This is a genomic window from Ideonella sp. sgz306126 (assembly GCF_056032705.1).
This window is the reverse complement of record NZ_JBVYWP010000005.1, coordinates 104,319-119,616: the sequence shown is the minus strand read 5'-3', so window position 1 is coordinate 119,616 and position 15,298 is coordinate 104,319. Positions and strand designations below refer to the sequence as shown.

General features: G+C 65.9%; 13 protein-coding genes, 1 tRNA gene and 1 pseudogene. 9 read left to right on the top strand and 6 right to left on the bottom strand.

Annotated features, from left to right (window positions below):
* The first annotated feature begins 55 nt into the window (after window positions 1-55).
* The 6 genes from cysS to AC0N04_RS15645 all read left to right on the top strand — a co-directional run bounded on the left by cysS (window position 56) and on the right by AC0N04_RS15645 (window position 5,958).
* Window positions 56-1,432: a cysteine--tRNA ligase gene (gene cysS, locus AC0N04_RS15670; RefSeq protein ID WP_474283187.1), complete on the top strand. Its 1,377-nt coding sequence runs from the start codon at window positions 56-58 to the stop codon at window positions 1,430-1,432.
* A 2-nt stretch (window positions 1,433-1,434) separates the two neighbouring features.
* Complete coding sequence (locus tag AC0N04_RS15665; RefSeq protein WP_474283186.1) at window positions 1,435-2,088, top strand: DNA-3-methyladenine glycosylase family protein; 654 nt, start codon at window positions 1,435-1,437, stop codon at window positions 2,086-2,088.
* A 32-nt stretch (window positions 2,089-2,120) separates the two neighbouring features.
* Window positions 2,121-3,092 carry an acetyl-CoA carboxylase carboxyltransferase subunit alpha gene (locus AC0N04_RS15660; RefSeq protein WP_474283185.1) on the top strand — a complete coding sequence of 324 codons (972 nt, stop codon included), beginning with the start codon at window positions 2,121-2,123 and terminating at the stop codon, window positions 3,090-3,092.
* Between the two features lie 13 nt (window positions 3,093-3,105).
* Window positions 3,106-4,419 carry a tRNA lysidine(34) synthetase TilS gene (gene tilS / locus AC0N04_RS15655; protein WP_474283184.1) on the top strand — a complete coding sequence of 438 codons (1,314 nt, stop codon included), beginning with the start codon at window positions 3,106-3,108 and terminating at the stop codon, window positions 4,417-4,419.
* A gap of 133 nt (window positions 4,420-4,552) precedes the next feature.
* Window positions 4,553-5,842 carry an aspartate kinase gene (locus tag AC0N04_RS15650; RefSeq protein ID WP_474283183.1) on the top strand — a complete coding sequence of 430 codons (1,290 nt, stop codon included), beginning with the start codon at window positions 4,553-4,555 and terminating at the stop codon, window positions 5,840-5,842.
* Between the two features lie 25 nt (window positions 5,843-5,867).
* Window positions 5,868-5,958: transfer RNA gene (locus tag AC0N04_RS15645), tRNA-Ser, on the top strand.
* 132 nt (window positions 5,959-6,090) lie between these two features.
* Here the strand turns inward: AC0N04_RS15645 and AC0N04_RS15640 are convergent.
* Window positions 6,091-6,672: a 3'-5' exonuclease gene (locus AC0N04_RS15640; protein ID WP_474283182.1), complete on the bottom strand. Its 582-nt coding sequence runs from the start codon at window positions 6,670-6,672 to the stop codon at window positions 6,091-6,093.
* Window positions 6,673-6,768: 96 nt separating this feature from the next.
* The gene (locus AC0N04_RS15635; RefSeq protein WP_474283181.1) at window positions 6,769-7,107 is read right to left on the bottom strand and encodes a hypothetical protein; all 339 of its coding nucleotides are present in this window, start codon (window positions 7,105-7,107) and stop codon (window positions 6,769-6,771) included.
* A gap of 189 nt (window positions 7,108-7,296) precedes the next feature.
* On the opposite strand from AC0N04_RS15635, the gene AC0N04_RS15630 reads away from it, so the two are divergent.
* Window positions 7,297-7,671 (top strand): hypothetical protein, encoded by a 375-nt coding sequence (locus tag AC0N04_RS15630; protein ID WP_474283180.1) that lies wholly within the window; start codon window positions 7,297-7,299, stop codon window positions 7,669-7,671.
* 693 nt (window positions 7,672-8,364) lie between these two features.
* Here the strand turns inward: AC0N04_RS15630 and AC0N04_RS15625 are convergent.
* Together AC0N04_RS15625 and AC0N04_RS15620 are read right to left on the bottom strand one after the other, a co-directional pair.
* Entirely contained in the window at window positions 8,365-8,769 is a 405-nt protein-coding gene (locus AC0N04_RS15625) for a ribonucleotide reductase subunit alpha (RefSeq protein ID WP_474283310.1), read from the bottom strand.
* Window positions 8,770-9,241: 472 nt separating this feature from the next.
* The gene (locus tag AC0N04_RS15620) at window positions 9,242-9,733 is read right to left on the bottom strand and encodes a LysR substrate-binding domain-containing protein (protein WP_474283309.1); all 492 of its coding nucleotides are present in this window, start codon (window positions 9,731-9,733) and stop codon (window positions 9,242-9,244) included.
* 7 nt (window positions 9,734-9,740) lie between these two features.
* On the opposite strand from AC0N04_RS15620, the pseudogene AC0N04_RS15615 reads away from it, so the two are divergent.
* Window positions 9,741-9,950, top strand: a pseudogene (locus tag AC0N04_RS15615) (catalase-peroxidase); the annotation flags it as partial.
* A gap of 30 nt (window positions 9,951-9,980) precedes the next feature.
* On the opposite strand, the gene AC0N04_RS15610 reads toward AC0N04_RS15615, so the two are convergent.
* Window positions 9,981-11,516: a methyl-accepting chemotaxis protein gene (locus AC0N04_RS15610; protein WP_474283179.1), complete on the bottom strand. Its 1,536-nt coding sequence runs from the start codon at window positions 11,514-11,516 to the stop codon at window positions 9,981-9,983.
* A 303-nt stretch (window positions 11,517-11,819) separates the two neighbouring features.
* A complete protein-coding gene (locus tag AC0N04_RS15605; RefSeq protein ID WP_474283178.1) occupies window positions 11,820-13,253 on the bottom strand; it encodes a Kelch repeat-containing protein in 1,434 nt (477 codons plus the stop codon).
* Window positions 13,254-13,688: 435 nt separating this feature from the next.
* Here AC0N04_RS15605 and AC0N04_RS15600 point away from each other — a divergent pair, with 435 nt between their 5' ends.
* The gene (locus AC0N04_RS15600; protein WP_474283177.1) at window positions 13,689-15,266 is read left to right on the top strand and encodes a methyl-accepting chemotaxis protein; all 1,578 of its coding nucleotides are present in this window, start codon (window positions 13,689-13,691) and stop codon (window positions 15,264-15,266) included.
* The last annotated feature ends 32 nt before the right edge of the window (window positions 15,267-15,298 follow it).

The following is a 15,298-nucleotide window of genomic DNA, read 5'->3' as shown; positions in this document are numbered from 1 at the left end:
GCGCATCGGGGCTTGACATTCGCCCACCACGCCTTGCCGCCCGCTTCCTTCGTCGATGACGCTGCGCATCCATAACACGCTGACCCGCCAGGTCGAAGCGTTCACGCCTCTTGAGCCGGGTCACGTGCGCATGTACGTGTGCGGCATCACCGTCTACGACCTGTGCCACGTGGGCCATGCGCGCTCGAACATCGCGTTCGACGTCGTGCGGCGCTGGCTGCAGGCCAGCGGCCTGAGCGTCAACTTCGTTCGCAACATCACCGATGTCGACGACAAGATCATTCGCCGCGCGGTGCAGAACGGCGAGGCGGTTCGAGCGCTGACCGACCGGATGATCGCCGAGATGTACCGCGACTTCGATGCCTTGGGGATCGAGCGCCCGACGCACGACCCGCGGGCCACCGACTATGTGCCGCAGATGCTCGACATCGTCCGCGCCCTGGAGGACAAGGGGCTGGCCTATCGCAGCGACAGCGGCGACGTGAATTACGCCGTGCGCCGCTTCCCAGGGTACGGCAAGCTGTCAGGCAAGTCCTTGGATGAACTGCATGCCGGCGAACGCGTGGCCAGCCTGGAGGGCAAGGAGGACGCGCTCGATTTCGTCCTCTGGAAGGCCGCCAAGGCGGGCGAGCCGCCCGACGTGCAATGGGACGGTGCCTATGGCAAGGGCCGGCCCGGTTGGCACCTCGAATGCTCGGCGATGGCCTGCGCGCTTCTGGGCAAGACCTTCGACATCCATGGCGGCGGTGCCGACCTGGAATTTCCGCACCACGAGAACGAGATCGCCCAGAGCGAGGGGGCGTTCGGCCAGCCTTTGGCGCGCTATTGGATGCACAACGGCTTCGTCAATGTCGACAACGAGAAGATGTCGAAGTCGCTGGGCAACTTCTTCACCATTCGGGAAGTGCTGGAGCAGTTCGAGGCGGAGACGCTGCGCTTCTTCGTCGTGCGCGCCCATTACCGCAGTCCGCTGAACTACAGCGATGTGCATCTGAGCGATGCGCGGGCCGCCTTGCGGCGCCTGTACACCGCGCTGGACGGTGTGCCGGCGCCGCCGGTGGCCATCGATTGGTCGCTGGGCCCGGCGGCGCGTTTCAAGGCGGCGATGGACGAGGATTTCGGGACGCCCGAGGCAGTCGCCGTGCTGTTCGAACTGGCCAACGAGGTCAACCGCAGCCGCTCGCCCGCGCTGGCAGGCCTGCTCAAGGCCTTGGGCGGCGTGCTGGGCCTGCTGCAGCAGTCGCCGTCGGCGTTCCTGCGCAGCGGGGCCGAGACCGACGAGGTCGCGGCGATCGAGGCCAGGATCGCCGAGCGCGACGCCGCCAAGAAGGCACGCGACTTCGCCGCTGCCGACCGCATTCGCGACGAGTTGCAGGCCAATGGCGTGCTGCTCAAGGACACGCCTCAGGGCACCACCTGGGTGAAGGCTTGACGATGGCAAGAGCGGCGAACGCCGGCGTCACACCGGAGTACTGGGACGAGGCCTGCCGTCACCTGGGCAAGCGCGACCGGGTGATGAAGAAGCTGATTCCTCAATTCGGCGAGGCGCGGCTGCAGAGCCGCGGCGACGCCTTCACCACGTTGGCCCGGTCCATCGTCGGCCAGCAGATTTCGGTCAAGGCCGCGCAGTCGGTCTGGGACAAGTTCGCGATCCTGGTCGGTGGACCGTCGACGCGCATCCAGCCGGCCGCGGTGCTGGCCCTGGACACGCCGTCACTGCGCGGTGTCGGGCTGTCCGCGCGAAAGGCCGAGTACCTCGGCGATCTGGCGCGCCATTTCGAGCAGGGCGTGGTTCATGTGCGCCAGTGGCAGGAGATGGACGACGAGGCCATCATCGACGAATTGGTGGCCATCCGGGGCATCGGCCGCTGGACCGCCGAGATGTTCCTGATCTTCCATCTGATGCGCCCGAACGTGCTGCCGCTGGACGATCTGGGCCTGCTCAAGGGCATCAGCCTGAGCTACTTCAGCGGCGAACCGGTGTCGCGGGCCGAGGCCCGCGAACTGGGCGAAGGCTGGGCACCGTTTCGATCCGTGGCCACCTGGTACCTGTGGCGCAGTCTGGATCCGCTGCCGGTCGACTACTGAAATCAGGGAAAATAGCGGCGAGGACCCATGCCATGAGCAAGCGACATTTTCTCGAATTCGAACAGCCGATCGCGGAACTGGAATCCAAGATCGAAGAGTTGCGCTACGTGCAGAACGAGTCCGCGGTCGACATCTCCGAAGAGATCGATCGGCTGGACAAGAAGAGTCTGCAACTGACCAAGGACATCTACACCCAGCTGTCGCCGTGGCAGGTCACGCAGATCGCGCGCCACCCGCAGCGGCCCTACACGCTGGATTACGTCAGCGAGATCTTCACCGACTTTCAGGAGTTGCACGGCGATCGCACGTTCGCGGACGATTTGTCGATCGTCGGCGGTCTGGCGCGCTTCAACGGGCAGGCGTGCATGGTGCTGGGTCACCAGAAAGGGCGCGACACGAAGGAGCGCGCGGCGCGCAATTTCGGCATGGCGCGGCCGGAGGGCTACCGCAAGGCGCTGCGGCTGATGAAGCTGGCCGAGAAATTCGGCCTGCCGGTGTTCACCTTCGTCGACACGCCCGGCGCCTATCCCGGCATCGGCGCGGAAGAACGCGGCCAATCCGAAGCGATCGGCCGCAACATTTTCGAGATGGCCCAGCTGGAGGTGCCTGTCGTCACCACCATCATCGGCGAAGGCGGCTCTGGTGGCGCGTTGGCGATCAGTGTCGGCGACCAGGTCCTGATGCTGCAGTACTCGGTGTACTCGGTCATCTCGCCCGAAGGCTGTGCGTCCATTCTCTGGAAGACGGCGGAGCGCGCCTCCGACGCGGCCGAGGCGCTGGGCATCACCGCGCATCGCCTGAAGGCCCTGGGCCTGATCGACAAGATCGTCAACGAACCGGTGGGCGGCGCCCATCGCGATACCAAGCAGATGGCGGCGCAACTCAAGCGAGGCCTGGTCGACGCGCTGCGCCAGGTCAACGACCTGCCGGTGGCCGAACTGCTGGAGCGACGCTACCAACGACTCAAGAGCTACGGGCGCTTCACCGACACGACGGCCCGCTGACGAGCCGGGCAGCATGAGCCCGGCGCCGTCGGTCGTTGCGGTGGCCGCCAGCGGGGGGCGCGACAGCACGGCCTTGCTGCATGCCACGTTGAGGCCGGCCGCCGCGCTGGGCCTGCGGGTCGTCGCGCTGCATGTCCATCACGGTTTGAGTCCCCATGCCGACGCCTGGCAACAGCATCTGCAGCGGCAGTGCGCGCGCTGGCAGCGCGCCGGCTGGCCGCTCGGCTTTCATGCCGCGCGCTTGTCCGGACGGCCGGCGCCAGGTGACAGCGTGGAGGCCTGGGCGCGGCGCGAGCGGTACGCGGCACTGGGGCAGTTGGCGCGCGAGCAGGGCGCCGGACTGATCCTGCTGGCGCATCACCGCCGCGATCAGGCGGAGACCGTGCTGTTGCAGGCGATGCGAGGCGCCGGGCCGGCTGGCCTGGCCGCGATGCCGGTGCATGCGGGGCGCGACGGGGTGGTCTGGGCGCGTCCCTGGCTGGCGTTGCCGTCCGAGGCCATCGAGGCCTATGTCCGTCGGCACCGGCTCAGCCACATCGAAGACGACAGCAACGCCGATCCTCGCTTCGACCGCAACCGCCTGCGTCGCCAGGTCTGGCCGGCGCTGAGCGCTGCGTTCGAACAAGCCGACGCCCGCCTGTGTCAGGTGGCGCAGCAGGCCCAGCGCGCCGCGGCCCTGATCGACGAAGTGGCGGCCGCCGACTTGCGGCTCGCCACCGCATCGCAAGGTGGGCTGGACCTCACCGTGTGGCGGCCGCTGTCGGCCGCTCGCCGATGGTTCTTGCTGCGGGCCTGGCTCGCGACCCATCTGCCTGGCGGCGTTCCGGACGCCTTGCTGTCGCGTCTGCTGGCCGAGCTGCCCGGTGCGCGCGCCGGTCGCTGGCCGGCCGGCCAGGGGTACGAGCTGCGTTGCTATCGGCAACGGCTGAGTCTGGTGGGCGTCGACGCGGCAACGGCATCGGACGGTGGCATCGGCCCTGCGGGCGCGGGCGCGCTGAACCGTGCCGGTGGGCATCGACTTCCCGGCTGGGCGGGGATGCTGCAGGTCAGCGAGGTGACTCAAGGGGGGGTGTCGGCGCGCCTGCTTGCACACGCCCGCTGGGATGAGCGCCGCGGCGGCGAACAGTTCCAACGCAGCCCGTTCGGCATCGCGCGCAGCCTGAAGAAGCAGTATCAGAGCGCTGCCATCGCGCCCTGGGCCCGGCGCGGGCCGTTGATTTTCTCCGGCGAGCTGCTGCTTTGGGTGCCGGGCCTGGGGGTCGATGCCCGGGCCTTGGCTGCGCCGGGTGAGCGGCAATACCAGCTGGCGTGGCAGGCCGAGGCATGAGCGTGCGGCAGGGCGACGCTGCACGGCGGCCCGCCCCATGCCCTTACAATCAAGGGTTTTCTAGCGCCTGGGGCCGAGTGCCCTTCGCCTGTCCTGGCCGGCCGCCCCGTGCGGCAACTCTTCAAACTCCCTCATGGCACTGATCGTTCACAAGTACGGCGGCACCTCGATGGGCTCGACCGAGCGCATCCGCAATGTCGCCAAGCGCGTCGCCAAATGGGCCCGAGCCGGGCACCAACTGGTGGTCGTCCCTTCGGCGATGAGCGGTGAGACCAATCGTCTGCTGGGCTTGGCCAGGGAGGTTTCGCCGGCCGCTCAGACGCCCGCGATGCTGCGTGAACTCGACATGATCGCCTGTACAGGCGAGCAGGTCTCGGTCGGCCTTCTGTCGCTGGCGCTGCAAGCCGAAGGCATGGACGCGGTGAGCTACAACGGATGGCAGGTGCCGATCAAGACCGACTCTGCCTACACCAAGGCGCGCATCCAGAGCATCGATGATGCGCGCGTGCGGGCTGATCTGGCGGCGGGCAAGGTGGTCATCATCACCGGCTTCCAGGGGGTCGACGAGGATCTGAACATCACCACGCTGGGGCGCGGTGGTTCCGACACCTCGGCGGTGGCTGTCGCCGCCGCGATGAAGGCCGACGAATGCCTGATCTACACCGATGTGGACGGCGTCTACACCACCGACCCACGCATCGTGCCCGAAGCTCGCCGCCTGCATACCATCAGCTTCGAAGAGATGCTGGAAATGGCCAGCCTGGGCTCCAAGGTGCTGCAGATCCGATCGGTGGAATTCGCCGGCAAGTACCGTGTGCCGCTGCGCGTGCTGTCCAGCTTCACGCCCTGGGACATCGACATTGACGAGGAAGCCAAGTCCGGCACCCTGATCACCTTCGAGGAAGACGAAAAGATGGAACAAGCCGTTGTCTCGGGCATTGCCTTCAACCGCGACGAAGCCAAAGTGACTGTGCTGGGCGTGCCCGACAAGCCCGGCATCGCCTATCAGATCCTGGGCGAGGTCGCGAACGCGAACATCGACGTGGACGTGATCATCCAGAACGTGTCCCACGACGGCAAGACGGATTTTTCGTTCACCGTGCATCGCAACGACTTCCAGCGCACGATGGACCTGCTGAAGACCAAGGTCCAGCCGGCCACCGGGGCCGCGCAGGTGCTGGGCGACGCGAAGATTTGCAAGGTGTCCATCGTCGGCATCGGCATGCGCAGCCACGCCGGTGTGGCCAGCACGATGTTCCGCGCGCTCAGCGAGGACGGCATCAACATCCAGATGATCACGACCAGCGAGATCAAGACCTCGGTCGTGATCGACGAGAAGTACATGGAATTGGCGGTGCGCGCACTGCACAAGGCCTTCGGCCTGGACGAATCGGTCACTGCGATCGCCGAAAGCGCGAACTGATCAGGTTAGAATCTCAGCTTAGGTTGGAGACGTGACCGAGTGGCCGAAGGTGCTCCCCTGCTAAGGGAGTATGCGCCAAAAGCGCATCAAGGGTTCGAATCCCTTCGTCTCCGCCAAAAGAACCAGGGCCTTCCGCAAGGAAGGCCCTTTTTCTTTGGAAGCGCCACAACATGCGGGCCTGCGGGGTGACCCGCTTTGGGCTGCACGGTCTTGCCGGGCCAGTGATTTCTGTGACGCGGCCCAGCCGGTCAATTTGCCTGACTGAACTGCCGCGAAACTTTCCCCAACGAGCGCAGCACCCGATCGACGATCCACGAGGATCCATGCGCGGACAGCGCCAGCGAGTGGGTCGTTCGCGTCATCGCGACATGGAGCAGCCGCACAGCGCCCTCCACGGTCTCGTCCTTCATGGGCAGGCGCTGCAGGCCCGCAACATCGACAAGAGGAAACTCCAGCCTCTTGGCACTGTGCATGGTCAGCAGCTTGACGGACGGTGATTGCCAGTCGAAGCGCCGAAAGGCCGCCGCATTCATCGACTGGAACGGAATCTTTCTGCGCGCCAGTTCACGTTCCAGCGGCACCATCAGGTACTTGGCCCGGTACAACACCGCGACATCATCGGGCGCGGTGCCTTCCGTCAAGCTTGACTCGATGCGGTCGGCCAGAAGACCTGCCTCCTCCATCGGATTCTTCGCCTTCAAAAGAACCGGAAGCGGTTCGCGGCGGCCAGCACTGGCGCGGTGGACCAGTTGCGTGCGGTCGTCGCTCTCGGCCGCTGAACTGAGCTCACCCTCTACCAGCGCCTGCGCGCAATGCATGGCCAGGGTCAAGACCTCGGCAGTACTTAGGCATTTCAGTTTCAGGATGCTGGTGCGACCCTGGGCCTGAATCCCGACGCTGGAAGACTTGAACTGGCGCCGTTTCTTTTAATAGATCGATTGGGCGTCGTCGTACAACACCAGCAAGCAATTGGTCTTGGGGCAGACCATTTGGGCTGCCAGCCGTAGCCAAGCGTCTTCAAAGTCGTGGGCTTCGTCGATCAGCAAAGCGGTGTACTGGTCGCCCGGCACAAATCCAGTTTCGAGGGCGTGCTCCACAGATTCCGGCAACAAGCGGAATCGGGCTCCGCGGTCGGGTGCGCTGGCCACCTGGAACTGGTAGCTGTTGACCAGGTCTTGGCACCAGCTGTGGAAGGTGCCCAGGTCATCGGTGGTACACCGGTCGCGCTCTGGCTTGTCCCAATCGAGCAGCGAAACCAGCTGCACCCATGAACTGCTGCGCTATGCCGGCTTTGAAGTTGGATAGGCCCACCAGCTCCATGAACAGCCAGCGCATCCACGCCGGCGCCTGACGTAGCTTGATCTCCTCGAATTCGGTCAGCGGACGGGATGACGGCGCGGCGGTACGCGAGAATGGCGCCAGCCCATAGACGGGCTTCATTCGGAGAAGAACACTTGAAAATAGCCACCCTCGCCGTCCTGCTTTGCTTGGCGGCCTCTGGCCAAGTCGATGCGTCGACCATGGCGCAGTGCACTGTGCAATGCGATATTCACGCTCAGCACACCTTAGATCATCCCGACCTATACGAGCAGGCCGTAGATCACTCGGCACACTGCATGTCCTTTCAGACCCGTACCGAGGCGAAGGGCTGGAAGATCGGCGACCCGGCCGAGATCATCATTCGCGGCAAGATCGTGCCGGTTGTGATTCGGTCTTTCCGCTGCATGGATGGCCTGACAGGCGATGACGCCGCCCTGCTGGAGCGCGTAGGCGACAGGGCTCGACCCTGGTCCTACGTCCGCCAACTGAGCATGCTGGCGAAGCAATGAGGGGATGCACCGCAGGATCACATCTCGGCCGGGCATGCCGTCAATGGATGCCTCATCGTGCTTGAAGCGGTGCACATAAATCAGCTTCTGACGTCTGCTGATATGCGGAGGCGCCACGCGATGGACCGTGCTGCATCTGTCCTGGCCTACTTTGTTCCGGTACGGCCTCTCGAAGATGGCGATCATCTGAGGTACACCCCTTGATTCGGTAACGCCTGGCGCACGAGGGCGGTGTTCGAAAGCATGTTCCGAAGCTCAGACTCGCCGACGGAAGACTCTTTGCCGTCGTGCCAGGTGATCCGGTTTTGCGCCCAACCGTAATGGCGGCAACCAGGGCTTCCTGCGCAAGTCCGCCTGATCCGGTCCGGTCGGCCCGCGCGAGAGATCGGTCAAACGCCGCGATCGAGAACCCGCAGGGACGGCCCTTACTTCCGATGGGGGCCGATGACCTTGGACCTGACGGCTTGAAGGCCGGCGTGAGGCGGATTCAAGGTCGGCCATCGGCCAGTACCGGCGGCCACCACCCGGCGGTTGCAACGATCGCTGGCGCGTGATGCGCGCCGTCCCTGAATCGATTGCAGCGCGACGGGCCAGCGCATGCACCCTGGGCCGGGCTTCGCGTTGTATCTGCCGATGCGGCGTTGAATCGGCGCCGACCCATGTTGCGGCCCGGGACCGCCGACCTCGTCGTGCTCAGCGCAGCATGACCGCGTTGCCGCCCGTGTCGAAGGGGATCATGGTGTCCAGCACGCCCGTCCGGATGTTTTCGACCATCCGTTTCAGCGGCGCTTCGGCGGAACGGCTGTCGGGCGCAGCGCCGGGCGTCCCGGACAGCGCCGCGGCGAACACGATGGACCATGGCGGACCGGCCCGGCGTGACTCCTCGCACAGTGCGGCGAAGCTCGCGATCTGGTCGAGCGCCTTGTCGACGCACATCAGCGGCGTCAGTTCACCGCCTTGGCCTGCCTCGAATGTAGACCGTTGTTCATCGGTGGCGTCCGGGCTCAGCGCCGCCCCCGCGAATACCAGCAGCAGGCGTTGTGGAACCGGCTGCGCGCGCGCTGCCGCCAGGAGATCGTCGAAGCTGGCGATGTTCATGCTCATCGGGGTGTCCTGAGGGTGTCGCATGCGTGGAGTGTGGCGTCGCCGAGGGCGGGCAGGGCAGGGGCGGTTGGTCTTGGATTCCGTGCGGCCTGACGGCGTGCGCGGTCAGCCCGGTCGGGCGGCATGCTTCATGACGCGGCAATGGGGCGGGCGACGTTGGGGCCACGGTGGGGTATCCGGTAGGGAGCGACGCCGTCGCAGTTTGCCTGGTCAGGTGATGTCGCCATGTGCCAACGACCATCCGCCGACGCCGGTCGTTCGGGATTCATCGAACTAAGATGCATTTAAAGTGCATCTATTATGGTGAATTCGTGGTCTTGATGCAACCGGGAGTTCCCGCTGGCGGACGAATGAAGCTCGCCGGGTCTCTGCGTCGAATCGGCACGCTGGCGAACTCGCCCTGGAGCCGGGTGTCGACGGCATCGGTCTTCGCGAGTTGCCGCTCCATGGCGGGACGGACATCGCGTCACGTCGACAAGGCGCCGGGCAGGGCCTCGGCGAGGAAATCGAAGACACGTCGCACCACTGCGTTGCCGCGGATCTCGCGGTGCACGGCCAGCCAGCAAGGTAGCGGCGGGATCTTCAGCATGGGCAGCAGCGGTTGCACGCCGGCCAGGCTTCGCAGCGTATAGGCGGCGACAAAGCCGATGCCGGCGCCGGCAGTCACGAGTTCGCTGTAGACGATCTGGTTGTCGGTGCGAAGCGCGAACTGGGCACGCGGCAATGGAAGGTCGAGCTTGGCGAAGCCCTGCTCGATCGTGGTGTCGGTGTCGTAGCCGATGAGCGCGTGCTGCGCCAGATCCTGGGGCCGACGCGGCGTACCGGCTCGGCGCAAATAGGGCTCGTGCGCTGCGGCGCAGATGGCGATCTCTCCCAGCTTGCGCGCCACCAGAGAGCCCTGACTGGGGCGCACCATGCGCACCGCGATGTCGGCTTCGCGGCGCAGCAGATTGGCCACGGCGTTGCTAGCCAAGGACGTGGCCGAGGACGACCTGATCCCCGGCGCGCATATCCCGGGCAAGAAGCACCGTCCGATGATGACCACGGCCGACCTCTCGCAGCGGTTCGATCCGGCCTATGAAGGGATTTCGCGACACTTCCTGTCCCATCCCGACGAGTTTGCCGACGCCTTTGAGCGCGCCTGGTTCAAGCTGACTCACCGTGACATGGGTCCACCTCGGCCCCAGCGTGCCGGACAGGGCATGTCATGCGCCAAACCTGAACACCGCCACCGATCGAACCAGGGCCTGGGCCTGCTGCTTCAGGCTCTCGGCGGCGGCGGCGCTCTCTTCCACCAGCGCTGCGTTCTGTTGCGTCACTTGGTCCATCTGGCTGACCGCGTCCCCCACTTGCGCCACGCCGGCGCTTTGTTCGCTGCTGGCCGCGCTGATCTCGCTCATGATGTCAGTCACTCGCTTGATCGAGGTGACGACTTCGGTCATGGTTGTGCCGGCTTGATCGACCAGCGCCGTCCCTTGCTCGACACGCTCGACGCTGGCGGTGATCAAGCTCTTGATCTCCTTCGCTGCCTCGGCCGAACGTCCTGCGAGGTTGCGAACCTCGCTGGCGACCACCGCGAAACCGCGGCCCTGCTCGCCGGCGCGCGCGGCCTCGACCGCCGCATTCAGCGCCAGGATGTTGGTCTGGAACGCGATGCCGTCGATGACGCTGATGATGTCGGCGATCCTCTTCGAGCTGTCGTTGATGTCCTTCATGGTGTCGACCACCTGGTTGACCACCTCGCCGCCCTTGACCGCCACGGTCGAGGCACTCAGCGCCAGTTGGTTGGCCTGCCGGGCGTTGTCCGCGTTCTGCCTGACGGCGGAGCCGAGCTGTTCCATGGATGCCGCCGTCTCTTCGAGCGCGGAGGCCTGTTCTTCGGTGCGCTGGCTGAGATCCTGATTGCCTTGGGCAATCTGGGCGCTGGCCGTAGCGACGCTTTCCGAACCCTGGCGGACATGGGAGACGGCGGTCGCCAGCTTGGCCTGCATGTCCTTCAAGGCCGAGAGCAATCGAGCGGTCTCGTTTCGGCCCTCGACCTCGATCTCTCCGCCGAGGTCACCGTCGGCAATGGCCTGGGCCACGCGCAAGGCCTGTCCGATCGGCCGGGTCAACGAGCGGGTGATCGTGATCGCGATCGCGAGACCCGCGACAACCGCCACGGCTCCCATCAGCATGGTCAAGCGCAGCGCGGAATCCTTGAGGTCGGCAGCCTTCTTCTGAAACTCTTCCGCCTTGCTCATGGCATGGTCATAGACCTTCTTGCGCAGCCCGGAGATTTCCGCCAGCTTCGCGGCACCTGCCGTGCGGGTGACATCGGCCGCCTCCGCGGCCTTGCCATCGCGCTTCAGGCCGATCATGCGTGAGCGGATGGGCTTCCACTCCTTGACCTTGGCAATGAGCGCGTCGAAATCGCTCTTGTCACCCAGATAGCGTGCTTTGGCCTGCGTCAAGTCGTCCAGGACCTGCTGTTCCAGCCCGTCGACCTGGTTGGCGTACTTCTGAATGTCGGCATCGTTGTCGGACAGTGCGATGTCTTTCATTGCCCGCATCATGCGCACGACGTTGGCGTCGGCACGTGCGATCGCGTTCGTCACAAAGAAGGGATGTTCGTACTGCTGCTGCGTCAACGTGGCCAACTGCGCTTGCTGACGGGCGGAGAAGGCGATGGTGCCGATCAAGATGGCCAGCAATAGACCGAATCCGATGGCCATTTGCTTGAGGATGGTCAGGTTCTGCATGAAGGGTTGCGCCGGAGAGTTGAGATGGATCAAAGAAAGTCAGATGTCTGACAGATTACGGCATCGCTTCACGGAACTTAAGCCGAAAGGGCGGCTGAAGTCCGTGTCATTTCTGCACTTCAGGCCAATGCGCGCCGCCGCCGGTCCCCAGGACGCCCTGAACCGCGCTCACGCCTCGGCATTTCGCGCGGAATGCCGCCGCGAGCAGGGGGGCCGGGATCGGCCGAGGAATCGCGCCTGCGCCGGTCCGGCACGCGACGTCTTGCGTCGGGCCGGTGCGCCGCCATCGATCGCAGGCGGCGCCTATTGCACGGTGATGCTCACCGCCACCGATGGGATGCCGTTGGCCACGATGACCAGCGAGCTGGGCCCCGTTTCCATCGCGGGCGGGACATCGAACTGGGTCGATACCGTTGCCGATCCGGTGGCGACGCCCATGGTGCTGTGGTCATGCGTCCGGGCATAGAACACGTGGCCGGTGCTGCTGTTGGTGATCCTCACCAGCGGGTAGTTGGTGGCGATTTCGAATTCGTCGCCGAAGGCGGCAGCCTGAGACAGGCCGTTGAACTGCGTGCCGGACACCGTGTAGGTCGAGCCACGCGTCACCGCCGACGGCGCGACCGAGACCGTCGGCTGCCAGGCGGGCTGGTAGGTGCCCGACGACGTGTAGATCGATGTCGTACCGCCGCCGACCAGCACCTCGCCGGTCGGCAAGACCATCAGGCTGCCCAGGGTGATCGGGCCCGCGATCAACTGGTTGCCGTCGAATTCGTACGAACGGCCCGAGTCGCCTTCCACCAGCACGTTGCCATTGGGCAGGAGGGCGGCAAACGAGTCGCCCGCGTTGTCGCCGTTGGGAAACACCGGACCGACCGCCCATTGCCCGGTCGCCGGGTCGTAGATGGCCGTGTTGCCCGGGCCGTTGCCCGGCGTGTAGGAGCCCGTGGCGAAGACGGTGCCATCGGGGCGCAGGATCGCCGGCCCGATTTCCCCCGGTGGGTCATAGCAGAGGCTGCCGCCGGGGCCATAGGCGATGCAGCCGAGCTGCGACGGCGAATGCAGATCCACGATCGTGCTGCCGGCGCTCGTCCAGGCCTTCGCGGGCACCGAGTAGATCTCGGTGTTGGGGGCCTTCTTGACGTCGATCGCCAGCACCGAGCCATCGGGCAACAGCGTCCAGCCCTCTTCGGCGTTGAAGTCGGCCTTGCCCTGCTTGCTGAGGCGGGACCAGCTCATCGTCTTCGGATCGAACGCGGCCAGTTGCTTGGTGAGCTTGTTGCCGATCAGGACCTTGCCGTCGGGCAGCACCACCGCCGGCGAGTCCCCGATGTAGCTCCACTTCTTCGGTGGCGGCAGCGGCGTCCAGACGTTCGCCACCGGGTCGTAGATCGCGCCCAGGTTGGTCAGTGCGAAGGCACCGAAGTTGTATTCGCCGCCGACGATCATCACCCGTCCGTCGGCCAGCACGGCCGACGCCATCGCGTAAGGCGCATAGCCTGCGGGCAGGCTGGCGAGTTGCGTCCAGGTGCCCTTGGCGTAGCTGCCCGTGTCGGTCGGCGTCAGCTTCCACCAGTCGGCGTAGCCGTTGCCTTGGACCATCACGCTGCCGTCGGTCAGCTGCAGCGACATCAACACTCCGTCGGGCGGCGGATGGCTGAGGCTCTTGACGGTCTGCGCGTGGCATGCGGTCGATGCCAACACCAGGATCGCGGGCGCGAGAACAGAGGCTTTGAACATGATGACGACCTTTCATCCGGCACGCCAGCTTCCTGCGCGCGACCTGCTGACCGGCGTCGATTAGGGCACTGTGCGGGCTGGCCCGCAAGGGTCGGCAGGGCCTCCATGTGTGGGGGGCGGGTTTTCCGTTGACCCCGGCGGGCGCGACCTGATGCCTGCGACGGCCGCAAGGTCGGCATCGGCCAGGCCGCCATAAAGACGGGCCAGGATATTTTGATCGCCTGGCGATCCCCAGGTCCGCCTCGTCTTGGCGGAGACTGCGCGTCGGCGATGGCGGGCGCCTGGTGACATATGCCCGCTGTTTGACCTGTTGTTGAACGCTTTGCCGAGGTACCCCCCGGGGCACACTGAAGGATCCTGTTCCTGCGGCGACCTGCTTCTGCGGCGGCATTCGGCGTCGCGGGTGATCCGTCCGCACCTGGTTGGAGCCTCCCCATGAAGTCCCTCACTTTTCAACGCAAGATCTTGCTGCTGGTGGCGTGCGCCATGCTGGCCGTGTTCGTCGTCGCCGCGCTGTCGATCAGTAGCCGCGTGAGCCAGATCAGCGAGGCCAGGCGCTCCCAACTGGTCACGGCCGTGCAGTCGGCCGACAGCATCGTGGCGGCCTATCAGGCGCAGTCGGCGGCGGGCAAGCTCCCTGACGACCAGGCCCGTGCCGCCGCCCTGGAGGCGCTGCGGATCTCGCGCTACGGCGCCGACAACAAGGAATATTTCTACATCTGGGGCACCGACGGTACCAGCGTCATGCATCCGTTCAAGCCCGAGTGGAAGGGCCAGTCGATGATCGGCAAGATCCAGGACGGCCAGGGCGGCGACATCGTCAAGATGCTGATCGATGCCATCAGCGCCAGCCCGGATGGCAAGGCCTTCGTCCAGACGCGCTTCCCGCATCCCGGCCAGACCACGCCGGTGCCCAAGCTGCAGTACGTGATGAAGGTCCCGGGCTGGAACTGGATCGTCGGCTCGGGCCTGTACACCGACGATCTCGACGCCGAGATCCGGCAGTCGGTGTGGGAAGCGGGTGTCGTCATGCTGATGATCATGGTGGCCCTGGGCGCGATCGGTGTGGTCATCACCCGCAGCGTGCTGAACCAGGTCGGTGGCGATCCGGCGGTGGCTGCCCGCGCGATGCACGAGGTGGCGCAGGGCAACCTGACGGTGACGTTGCCCAGTGCCCCGGCCGGCAGCGTGATGCATGCGCTGGGCGAGATGGTGCAGACCCTTCGTCACACGGTGGGCGCGGTGCGCCAGTCGACCGATGGCATCGGCCTGGCGGCGGCCGAGATCGCATCGGGCAACGCCGACCTGAGCAACCGCACCGAGCAGACCGCCTCCAGCCTGGAGGAAACCGCCAGCTCGATGGAGCAGCTGACCGGCACCGTGCACCAGAGCGCCGAAGCAGCCCGCACCGCCAACCAGCTGGCCTCGTCGGCCGCCGAAGTCGCCGAGCGTGGCGGGCAGGTGGTGTCGCAGGTCGTCAGCACGATGGACGAGATCAACCAGGCCAGCCGCAAGATCGCCGACATCATCGGGGTGATCGACGGCATCGCGTTCCAGACCAACATCCTGGCGTTGAATGCGGCGGTGGAGGCGGCTCGGGCCGGCGAGCAGGGCCGCGGCTTTGCGGTGGTGGCGGGCGAGGTGCGCAGCCTGGCGCAGCGCAGCGCCGAGGCGGCGCGCGAGATCAAGGGCTTGATCGGGTCCTCGGTCGACAAGGTCGAGGCCGGCGCCCGATTGGTGGGCGACGCGGGGCAGACCATGACCGAGATCGTCGCCTCGGTGCGGCGGGTGACCGACATCGTCGGCGAGATCACCGCGGCCACCGCCGAGCAGAGCCAGGGCATCGGCGAGGTCAACACCGCGGTGACCCAGCTCGATCAGATGACACAGCAGAACGCCGCGCTGGTGGAGCAGTCGGCCGCGGCGGCCGAGAGCCTGCGTGATCAGGCCGGCCGCCTGGCCGGCGTGGTGAGCAATTTCCGGCTCGATGGCCAGGGCGCGCGAGGCGCCTGAGGTGCGTGCCTGGGGCGGGAGCCACTAGACTC

Excerpts from the sequence above, each read along its gene's own strand:
- AC0N04_RS15600 (WP_474283177.1), top strand. The coding sequence starts at position 13,689 with ATGAAGTCCCTCACTTTTCAACGCAAGATCTTGCTGCTGGTGGCGTGC.
- AC0N04_RS15605 (WP_474283178.1), bottom strand. The coding sequence starts at position 13,253 with ATGTTCAAAGCCTCTGTTCTCGCGCCCGCGATCCTGGTGTTGGCATCG.
- AC0N04_RS15625 (WP_474283310.1), bottom strand. The coding sequence starts at position 8,769 with ATGAACATCGCCAGCTTCGACGATCTCCTGGCGGCAGCGCGCGCGCAG.
- cysS (WP_474283187.1), top strand. The coding sequence starts at position 56 with ATGACGCTGCGCATCCATAACACGCTGACCCGCCAGGTCGAAGCGTTC.
- AC0N04_RS15665 (WP_474283186.1), top strand. The coding sequence starts at position 1,435 with ATGGCAAGAGCGGCGAACGCCGGCGTCACACCGGAGTACTGGGACGAG.
- AC0N04_RS15610 (WP_474283179.1), bottom strand. The coding sequence starts at position 11,516 with ATGCAGAACCTGACCATCCTCAAGCAAATGGCCATCGGATTCGGTCTA.
- AC0N04_RS15650 (WP_474283183.1), top strand. The coding sequence starts at position 4,553 with ATGGCACTGATCGTTCACAAGTACGGCGGCACCTCGATGGGCTCGACC.
- AC0N04_RS15660 (WP_474283185.1), top strand. The coding sequence starts at position 2,121 with ATGAGCAAGCGACATTTTCTCGAATTCGAACAGCCGATCGCGGAACTG.
- tilS (WP_474283184.1), top strand. The coding sequence starts at position 3,106 with ATGAGCCCGGCGCCGTCGGTCGTTGCGGTGGCCGCCAGCGGGGGGCGC.